Source organism: Methylophilus sp. (assembly GCF_035460085.1).
Lineage (GTDB): Bacteria > Pseudomonadota > Gammaproteobacteria > Burkholderiales > Methylophilaceae > Methylophilus.
Genome location: NZ_DATHWZ010000075.1, coordinates 1 through 9122, shown reverse-complemented (window position 1 = coordinate 9122; position 9122 = coordinate 1). Strand labels below are relative to the sequence as shown.

General features: G+C 49.1%; 12 protein-coding genes. 2 read left to right on the top strand and 10 right to left on the bottom strand.

Annotation, left to right across the window (positions count from 1 at the left end):
- Positions 1-1056, bottom strand: a 1056-nt coding sequence (locus VK958_RS10905) for a sugar MFS transporter (RefSeq protein ID WP_325241218.1), incomplete at its 3' end; no start/stop codon positions are given.
- A 208-nt stretch (positions 1057-1264) separates the two neighbouring features.
- Between VK958_RS10905 and VK958_RS10900 the strand changes: the two genes are divergently transcribed.
- Positions 1265-1564 (top strand): DUF2934 domain-containing protein, encoded by a 300-nt coding sequence (locus tag VK958_RS10900; protein WP_325241216.1) that lies wholly within the window; start codon positions 1265-1267, stop codon positions 1562-1564.
- A gap of 26 nt (positions 1565-1590) precedes the next feature.
- On the opposite strand, the gene VK958_RS10895 is transcribed toward VK958_RS10900, so the two are convergent.
- The 6 genes from VK958_RS10895 to VK958_RS10870 all read right to left on the bottom strand — a co-directional run bounded on the left by VK958_RS10895 (position 1591) and on the right by VK958_RS10870 (position 6785).
- On the bottom strand, positions 1591-2613 hold the full coding sequence (locus tag VK958_RS10895; RefSeq protein WP_325241214.1) for a hypothetical protein: 1023 nt from the start codon (positions 2611-2613) through the stop codon (positions 1591-1593).
- A 19-nt stretch (positions 2614-2632) separates the two neighbouring features.
- Positions 2633-3109 carry a hypothetical protein gene (locus tag VK958_RS10890; RefSeq protein ID WP_325241212.1) on the bottom strand — a complete coding sequence of 159 codons (477 nt, stop codon included), beginning with the start codon at positions 3107-3109 and terminating at the stop codon, positions 2633-2635.
- A gap of 192 nt (positions 3110-3301) precedes the next feature.
- Complete coding sequence (gene efp / locus VK958_RS10885) at positions 3302-3862, bottom strand: elongation factor P (RefSeq protein ID WP_055829430.1); 561 nt, start codon at positions 3860-3862, stop codon at positions 3302-3304.
- Positions 3863-3903: 41 nt separating this feature from the next.
- Positions 3904-5016: an elongation factor P maturation arginine rhamnosyltransferase EarP gene (gene earP, locus VK958_RS10880; RefSeq protein ID WP_325241209.1), complete on the bottom strand. Its 1113-nt coding sequence runs from the start codon at positions 5014-5016 to the stop codon at positions 3904-3906.
- A 105-nt stretch (positions 5017-5121) separates the two neighbouring features.
- Positions 5122-5625, bottom strand: coding sequence for a hypothetical protein (locus tag VK958_RS10875; RefSeq protein WP_325241207.1), 504 nt, complete (start codon positions 5623-5625; stop codon positions 5122-5124).
- Positions 5626-5885: 260 nt separating this feature from the next.
- Positions 5886-6785: a ZIP family metal transporter gene (locus VK958_RS10870; RefSeq protein ID WP_325241205.1), complete on the bottom strand. Its 900-nt coding sequence runs from the start codon at positions 6783-6785 to the stop codon at positions 5886-5888.
- Between the two features lie 231 nt (positions 6786-7016).
- On the opposite strand from VK958_RS10870, the gene VK958_RS10865 reads away from it, so the two are divergent.
- Positions 7017-7679: a YiaD family glycine zipper/OmpA-like lipoprotein gene (locus VK958_RS10865; protein WP_325241203.1), complete on the top strand. Its 663-nt coding sequence runs from the start codon at positions 7017-7019 to the stop codon at positions 7677-7679.
- 96 nt (positions 7680-7775) lie between these two features.
- On the opposite strand, the gene VK958_RS10860 is transcribed toward VK958_RS10865, so the two are convergent.
- The 3 genes from VK958_RS10860 to VK958_RS10850 all read right to left on the bottom strand — a co-directional run.
- A complete protein-coding gene (locus tag VK958_RS10860; RefSeq protein WP_325241220.1) occupies positions 7776-8168 on the bottom strand; it encodes a hypothetical protein in 393 nt (130 codons plus the stop codon).
- On the bottom strand, positions 8168-8509 hold the full coding sequence (locus tag VK958_RS10855; protein ID WP_325241201.1) for a heavy-metal-associated domain-containing protein: 342 nt from the start codon (positions 8507-8509) through the stop codon (positions 8168-8170). The genes VK958_RS10860 and VK958_RS10855 overlap by 1 nt, the downstream gene beginning before the upstream one ends.
- Positions 8510-8531: 22 nt before the next feature.
- On the bottom strand, positions 8532-9122 hold a 591-nt coding region (locus VK958_RS10850; RefSeq protein WP_325241199.1), incomplete at its 5' end, for a hypothetical protein.

Here is a 9122-nt window from a genome sequence, read left to right as displayed (position 1 = left end):
CAACGGCACAATCGCCCCTCCCAGAATCGCAGTTGCCAGCAATCCAGAGCCTTTCTTCTCCTGCCCCGCTTTAAGGTCTTTAATCCCTAACGTAAAAATAGTGGGGAACATAATAGAGTTACACAAACCGACCAGCACCATACTACCTATCGCCAGCGTGCCTGATGCCTGCATAGAGATAAGAATCAGTATGACGGCCAGCAATGCGTGGGTCATCAGTACTCGGGCTGGTGCAAATGCTTTCAGGGTAAAGATACCAAGAAAGCGCCCTACCATCGCACCTCCCCAATAAAAGGCGACTAATGGAGCAGCTTGTGTTTCAGTGACCTGGCTGATGTCCATCACGTAATTGACCAAGAAACTGCCGATCGCCACTTCAGCCCCTACGTAGGCAAATATCCCTACTACGCCAAGTAATAAGCCCTTTTCTTTGATGACTTCAGTCCAGCGGCTTTGATCGGCTTCAGTGCTTTCCAGCCCGGTTAGATTAATGCGCGAAAGTACGACAGCGATGATGATCAATACCGTCGCAATAAAGAAATAAGGGTAGACGACGCCTTCAGCATGGGTGGAGTTTGAGAGTGCAGACAGGATGAAGTAGGCGCCAAACAAGGGCGCTATAAAGGTACCCAATGAGTTAAAGGCCTGTGCCATGGTCAGGCGGGAAGAAGCCGTTTCTTTAGGACCAATAACCGACACACAGGGATTAGCTGCCACTTGCAGCAGCACAATACCAGAGGCCAGTACGAACAACGCGCCTAGAAAAAGCGGATAGGTATGCATAACAACCGCCGGATAAAACAGCAAACACCCCACTGCCGCCAGTGCAAAACCAATCACCATACCTTTCTGGTAGCCAACTTGCTCGATTAACTTACTGAATGGAATAGAGGTCAGCCCGTAAGCACCAAAGAAACAGAATTGGACCAACGCTGCCTGACTGTAGCTGAGGTCAAAAATGGCTTTCAGGTATGGCACCAGTATATCGTTCAGGCAAGTGATGAACCCCATCATGAAAAATAGGATGGTGAGTGACGTAAGGGCCTTTTTGTACATGAATATCCTTTGATTGCGCGCGTATGCACTACATCATAAATGGCGCGGATTGAAAAGAAAATAATATGAAACCCAGCCGCGAACTACTTGTTAAATTGAAAGTCTGCTCATTTACCGGCTTGACGGCAAGTGTTACATTTTAATAAGATGATTCACGCGAGGTCACAAGCCTCACACCTATAATTTCACTCTAGACCAAGGAGATGTTATGGCCACCAGCAAAACCACTGACAACGGTAGTAAAAAATCCACTGTTAAAAAAGCGGCTACACCCAAAGCGGCAGCGCCTAAGCCAGTGGCAAAAAAGGCTGCGACTAAAGCGACTGACGCTACCAAGAAAAACAGCACCAAGAAAACAAGCGCATCCAAAATAGTCACCAGCGCGACACGCCTGCAAATGATTGAAGAAACGGCATATTATATTGCTGAAAAAAATGGTTTCTACGGAGAGAGCATTGAATATTGGCTGGCGGCAGAGAAAGAAGTAGATAGCAAGCTGAACGCTTAAAGCTTAAAGCCTACAAGCACCTATAGTCAGTGCCGGCTGCTATATGGGTAAAGCGGTGAAGACGTAAACTGGATGTCGGCACCGCTATGCAGCGCGTACTGTAAAAAGCCTAATACTTCAGGATGACTTAATCGCAAGCCGTAGGCGATGTAAGGGTATTCTGAAAGCGGTACCTGTTTCTGGAAAAACGGCCAATGCGGGCTGGGATTGTAAAAGCGCTCCACCAGGCTGGTAATGCCCAGTAACTCGTATTGCCCCCAGGTATTCAGCACTAGCCAGGGGCCACCCGAGTCGCCGACTGTAGGCATGGCGATGGTGTGGTCATATTGGTCCATCTCATTCAATCGATTGACCGCCAATAGCGCTTTCTCGGCATGCACCAACTCCTGTGTATAAGCAAATTGGGTCTGGGCCTGCAGATGTAACATTTCGTCCATCTCGCGATAGGATTTGGGTAACACCTGGTAGAAATCCGACAGATCACGCAAAGGTTTACGTTCACCGCAGCGCGGGTGGCGGGTATCTGCTTCCCCATAGCCTCGACCATATCCGCAGATCATGATGGTGTCTGGCAAACCATCATCGAGCCGGATGCGTAAAGACTGTATCGGGCCGATTACTTTTGCATCAAACACCAACACCGCAATGTCCTGCGTTAAATCTTCTGACACCTGCTCAAAAGGGCGGTAAAAAGCCTGTTTTAAGTGGATATCTTCGATTCCCAGCAATTCAGGCTGGGCGATGGAAAGCATGGGCAGACCTAAAGGGCCGGTCAACCTTACCTCTTTCAGGCAATGCGCTGCAGTAAGCAACGTCAACGGTTTACGACCCACAATGGCTGCGCTACAGATCGAATCGTAATACTCCCACTTTTCTATTGATTGCAAAAAGTGTGCATGCTGGATACTCAATTTGACTGTGGAAATCGCCATCCCCGGAAACGTCAGGCCGTGAATCAAGGCTTGCGTGGGATGACCAAGCGTTAAGCCCAGGCTGGCTACCAGCAAGGGCATCAGGCGCCTGAGCAAGAATAATCTTGATTGCCACATGAACGAAAACGCTTAAAGCTCAGGGCAAACTTCTGGTCGCATTATTCTTTAATTCAACGGGGCCAAAGCAGGCTTCCAATGACGGGTTATCATCGTCACAGGATATAAAACTACGCCCATCCGGCTGGAAAAGCACATAGCTGGTTTGCTCTGTATTGATTTCAGAAGTTTGCCGGGTACAGTCCAGTCCTTTGTTGCTCAAGGTCACGCGGTGAGTCAGTTTGAAAAACCCTTGCCCGTCAGGTTGTGGAGTGACTTCGTAGCGTGCTTCCAGCTGTTCATCGCCACTGGTGAATATCGCCATACCATCTTCTTTGAACCAGTAGGACTCCAGACAGCCTGTCTCGGGAATCTTTGACTCCCAATAGCCCACCAAGGGATGCTTGAGGGAGCGTGCATCTGTCTCAGCCGCAGGCATTGAACTCACACTGAGCCCTATCCAGCTCAACAGACACATGACGATAATACGTTTACTGCTGAACGGCTGATGACGCATTGCAACCCTCCTGAATGTGAGATGGTGTAAAGCTGTCAGCGATTGTCAGTGAAAAAAATCATTATCGACAGTGAATCATTCCCAACAATGCACGAAAGATTTCCCTAAAAAGCCCAAAGAAGCATGCTCACAGGCAACAAAAAACCCCAGGACATGCCTGGGGTTTTTTTTAATGCTGCGTAAGCGTTGCGATTATTTCATCACACGGTTACGGTATTCGCCAGTGCGGGTATCGATTTCGATTTTGTCACCCTGGCTCACGAACAACGGTACCGGAATCTCAAAACCGGAAGCAATTTTCGCAGGCTTCATCACTTTACCGGAAGTGTCGCCTTTTACAGCTGGCTCGGTATAAGTGATTTCACGCACTACAGTCGTTGGCAATTCGATAGAAATCGCTTTGCCTTCGTAAAAACGCACTTCACATGGCATACCATCTTCCAGGTACGGCAGTGCATCTTCCATAAACTCCGCATCTACATCATATTGGTTGTACTCAGCATCCATGAATACATAGGTCGGGTCAGCAAAGTAAGAAAAAGTGACTTCTTTCTTTTCCAGTACTATCACATCAAACTTGTCCTGTGCGGCATAAACGTTCTCGCTAGGCGCTTCGGTCAGCAAGTTTTTCATCTTCATTTTGACGACTGCTGAGTTACGGCCGGATTTGTTGTATTCGGCTTTCACAACTACCATAGGATCATTACCAATCATGATCACGTTGCCTACGCGTAAGTCCTGAGCGATTTTCATACAATGCCTTTAATTGAATGTGGGAATAATAAAGCCGCGCATTATACCCGATTTTCTCGCAATTTCTCAACAAAAACCATCAAGTTAGTGGCGAGGTCAGGCTGTTTCGACAAGTGGGTGGCAAAGGCTTGGCTATGTTGCTTGACCTGATCTCGATGACTGATAAATGCATCCCAATCCTCGGCAGACCACACACCGGCTGCCCAAGCCTGCATCACAGACTTCACTTGCGCTTTCACTTCATCATTCGCTAGCGCCAGATAGTGATTTAGAAAAGCATCCAGTTTTTGCAGGTGGGTATTTTCGGATTGCTGGTATGGTAACCAGACCATGGGTTTAGCAGCCCAGATCGCACGAATCCAGCTATCTTCGCCGCGGACAAAATTCACATCGCACAATGCTAACAAGCGGTCATAGTCGATTTGCGGTAAGAAAGGAATCACGACTATCTCACAATTGAAATGCCGTATGCTTTGACCCGGGTCAATCGCATCCAGCCCCAATGCTTGTGAGACAGCCGCTGCCACGCTTTCAGATACGATCAACCGGCTTGGGTAGGTTGAACGAGCCAAGCTATCCAGCAGCCCCTTGATCGGTGCATGCGCATAGCAAAACAGCGAAATATTGATCACATTAGGCGATGGTGCCAACCCCAGATGCCGCCATACCTCTGGTGCAGACTGTTGAGCTTGTCGTTGTATGGCCGGTAAAAAGTCCTCACGCAGCAAGCCACCAGTCTGCATACTGAATCCCGGGTAAATAAAATAACGCACCAGACCATTCGCTTGTGGTGAAGGCCGGCCATGAAACCCTTCTACCCAGTCCTCGGCAGTTAGATAATCCACATTCAGCCAGAGTGTTTTTGGCGACATGGCTTGCTGATAACGCTCAGGCAATCCGCAACTAAAGGTTTCAACAACTACTGGAGCAACCTTCGAAAAATCTGCCTGGGCATTCCAGTGCCGTATCTGCACTTTTGGATGCCCTGCACCGAAAATCTTTTCTGCTATGGTTAAGTCATCTACCCATAAAGTAACCGTTCTGCCATGCGCATCCGCCAACTGGCAGGCAAGGCGCCAGCTGACACCGATATCACCAAAATTATCGACGACCTGGCAAAAGATATCCCAATGGCTAGAGGAAACTGACGACATGAAGTGTATTAAAAAAGATTCGAAAAATCGAGATAGTGTATCCGAACAGTGAACGCCGCGTTAGAAGCTAATGAAGGTTAACCCACCAAAAGGTCACGCTACGCATTAATCCACTAGCGCTGGTGTTAAGTCAATCGTTCTGAGCCAGGTCAGTTGCAATACTTTGGCATCCATGGCAGCACGATGCTCCGGTAGTGCAAATGTATCGCGGATGCTTTGCTTGGTGTCATGCCAAACAGATTGTTGCTCAGTTGTCAGCAACACACTTAAATCCTCGAGCTTGAAAGATGGATTCATGCCTGCCGCTTCATACAAACTGTGCAGCCAGACAAAATCCTGGTACCAGCCATCGGTATACAGCGTTTGACCAGTGAATGTGAGGTTGAGGTATGTAGCTATCGCATGTGGCGTTTGCCCATGTTGCACCAATTCCTGGCGTGATTGTTGATGCAGTTTTTCAGCCTGATGATCCCAATGTAGCCAGTCTGCTTGCGGCTGCACTTGCGCGCTCCAGGTAGCCCCACTGGCGTCTGCATAACCGATCTCAATCGGGTAGCTGCCTACGCCAAAGCCTGAAGCTTCAATATCCAGAATGATAGGGGGAGTCATGTGTGCTTATTTATATTTTGCAGATCTGGAGTCGAAAACATTGTGTAAATTAGCGCGTGAAGACACACTAAAAATTTAACGACAGATCGCCTGATTACTTTTAAAAGCTGGGATTATACGCGAGGATACAGTGTTTGATTGCTGAAAAACCATGCATTTTCAATCGCTTATCATTTTTATGCAAAAGTTTCTCACGACAATTAATCATGTGAATTTATAAAATTAGATGGATTAATTAATAATGATAACTAGATGATAATTCACGCCAAGGCGGTGTCCAGCATCATCATCAGCACAAAACCCACTAGCAGTCCGGTAGTAGCGAAAAGCTCATGGCCTTGCCGATGTGATTCGGGAATCACCTCGTGACTGACCACAAACAACATGGCGCCCGCGGCAAAGGCCAGGCCCCATGGCAGCATTGGCTGGCTGTAGATCAAAACCGCCGCACCCAGCACGGCGGCAACTGGCTCAACCAGGCCAGAGGCTGCACCTAATAACCCCGACTTCCATTTACCCATGCCAACGCTGCTTAATGCAAGGGCAACCACCAGACCTTCCGGCACATCCTGTATGGCGATGCCCGTCGCCAATGCTGCCGCACGTGCAGCGTCATTGCCTGCAGCGGAAACCCCTATCGCCAACCCTTCAGGAATATTATGCAGCACAATCGCAAACACAAATAACCAGAGCCTGCGTATGCGTTGTGCGCTTTCTGTACCTGCGCCACCAAAAAAGTGATGGTGTGGCAGTTTACGCTCCAGCAGCATCAGGCAACCTGCCCCCATCAATATACCGGCACCGGTGAGCATTGATGCACCCCAGCGGCCCATGCCTTGCGCCTGTGCGACATCCAGCGATGGCACTATCAGCGAGAAACAGGTTGCAGCCAGCATGACTCCCGCACCAAAGCCCAGCAAGGTATCGTGTACCCGACGGCCTGGCGCGCGGGTCACCAGCATAGGCAACACGCCAAGCGCAGTTGCCAACGCGGCAATAGCACCGGAACCAAGCGCAATACGCAAGGTTGGTTTACCCGCTATCCACTGCCATGCTACATTCAATAAAAACACGGCAGCCACCGCACACAGCAGGTAGCCTATGATGCGCCGGTAGCTCACGGTATGTCTAAAACCATTTTTTTCCGGGATGGAGTACATGTAAACCTTTCAGTCACGAAACCTGTGCAGGCACGGGTCAGAGGAGAGTAAATCCTGCAACTATTATAGTTGATAATAATAATTATTCTCAATTGATAAATACATTGTACCGTTATCAAAAATATGACTAAATGCATGCAAAAAAATTCTCTATTCATCCAACGCTTGACTGAACTTAGTCTGCACATTTTGTGACCAATGTGAGTCACAAACATTTTCCAGGAGAAAACAATGCATAAAATAATCACTGTGTCAGTGTTAACGGCTGCAATCAGCATGTCCGGCTGCGCGAATATGAGCGAAACACAAAAAGGAACAGCCAAGGGTGCGGGTATTGGTGCTGCTGCCGGTGGTGTCGTTGGTGCGGTAGCTGGCGGCGGTAAAGGCGCTGCGATCGGGGCAGCCATCGGTGCTGGTGCTGGCGCAATTGCCGGTAATATCTGGTCTAAAAAGATGGAAGCCCAGAAGCAGGAAATGGAACAAGCAACTGCTGGCACAGGCGTTGCAGTGACCAAAACCGGCGATAACCAACTGAAGCTGGAGATCCCCAGTGACATATCCTTTGATAAAGGCAGAGCCGATATCAAACCGAATTTTCGCCCTATCCTGGATAAATTTGCCAGTGGTTTGCAAAACAATCCGGCAGCACGCATCAATATCATAGGTCACACCGATAGTAGTGGTTCTGATGCAGTGAATGATCCTTTGTCAGTCAACCGTGCCGCCAGCGCGCGTAAATATCTATCAGAGCGCGGCATTGCCACTAGCCGCATCACAATTGATGGCCGCGGGTCGCATGAACCTGTGGCAGCCAATGACACCGAAGCCAACCGCGCCAAAAACCGTCGTGTGGAGATTTTTGTTGCCGAACCTGATCCTGCAACAGCTAAATAAGTTCAGCCTAATAAAAAGCCGACTGCGTGTCGGCTTTTTACTTTTGGATAGGTTACCCCCCATCCTCACTCAAGAGGATGGGGGCTGAATGACACATTACCCGATCAACAAAGGTGCAACAAATGCAAAAAACGCACCTATCAAAAATATAACAACCGAAATCATATAAATCCACACGCTCTGCCGCCGTGTTCTGGCACAAAGTGCTGCCAGCTGCCGGTCCGCAGGGCAAGGCAATAATCTCGCCCGCCATTGCAACCAGCCTGCCAGCAACAGCATGCATGCCGCCAGCCCGAAGACCAATGGTTTATGCTCGCTGATCCAGATCAACTGTGGAAAATGGCTGATCAGGCTGGTCAACGTCGCCACCGAACCAATGGCGACAAAAGTGGCTGGCAATGCACAACAAATCAGCGTCGAGCCGCTGGTAAGCAGAGAAAACAGATTCAGGCGCTTGCTTGCCTGCAAGTGACTGATTTCTTCCGCCATCATTTGCTTCCGGCTTTGTCAGACTTGCTGACTTCAGCCTGGATTTCGGCTGCTGTCTGACTGACGCGTTCCACTTTACTGACGGTATAACCAGCATCCTGGATAATTTTGTTGAACGCGTCATTACTCAGTTCCTGCCCGTCTTTCAATTGCAAGGCGACGACACGACTTTTCAAATCCACAAATGCAGACTGCTTCTGCGGCAAGGCGTTGAGTTTTTTCTCTATGCCTTTGGCGCAAAAAGCGCACACCATGCCATTCACTTCCGCTTTGATCGTGGTGACAGCGAAAGCGGCAGGTGTCATGGCAGATAACATCAGGGTAATCAATAATTTTTTCATTTTTCAATCCTTAATAGTATGGTTAAAACACAAACATGGCATTCAGGCGAGGCGCAAAGCCTTCTCCCTGCCATGGATTGGTCACACCAAATTCGAGAAAATAGTCTTTGTTGATCAGGCGTAAGGCAGGTGTCACCTGCAAGCCGGGATCATTGTTGCGCATGGTTTTGGCCTCAATCACGAACCATGGCTGCGTCTGGTCAAACCCGGCTTCATAAAATGAAAAACCGGCCTGGACAGCGGCAGTGTCATAGTTCATGCCGGGCGCACGGATCATGCGGGCTTTGGCGAGAAAATACAGCCGGGTGGATTCCATATCAAACTGCAAACTAGGCGTGTAGGCAAAACCATCATATTGCCCTTTGGCTTCGCCCACGCTGCCGTTAAACCAGATATTGGCTTGTGCGGCTGGCAGGTTCCAGCGTTTGATCAACCCGGTGTAATTGATGCCGGTAATGGTGGTGGCCTGTTCGCCTTTACCCGACATGCGCATCTGCTCAACGCCGATGGCATGCCCGAGTGCGGGCGAGTAATTCAACATCCACTCCTGGTTATAGCGACCGATTTCAGTCATCAGCATGGCGCTATCTTCAAAGCCCATCAGTGCAGCGGC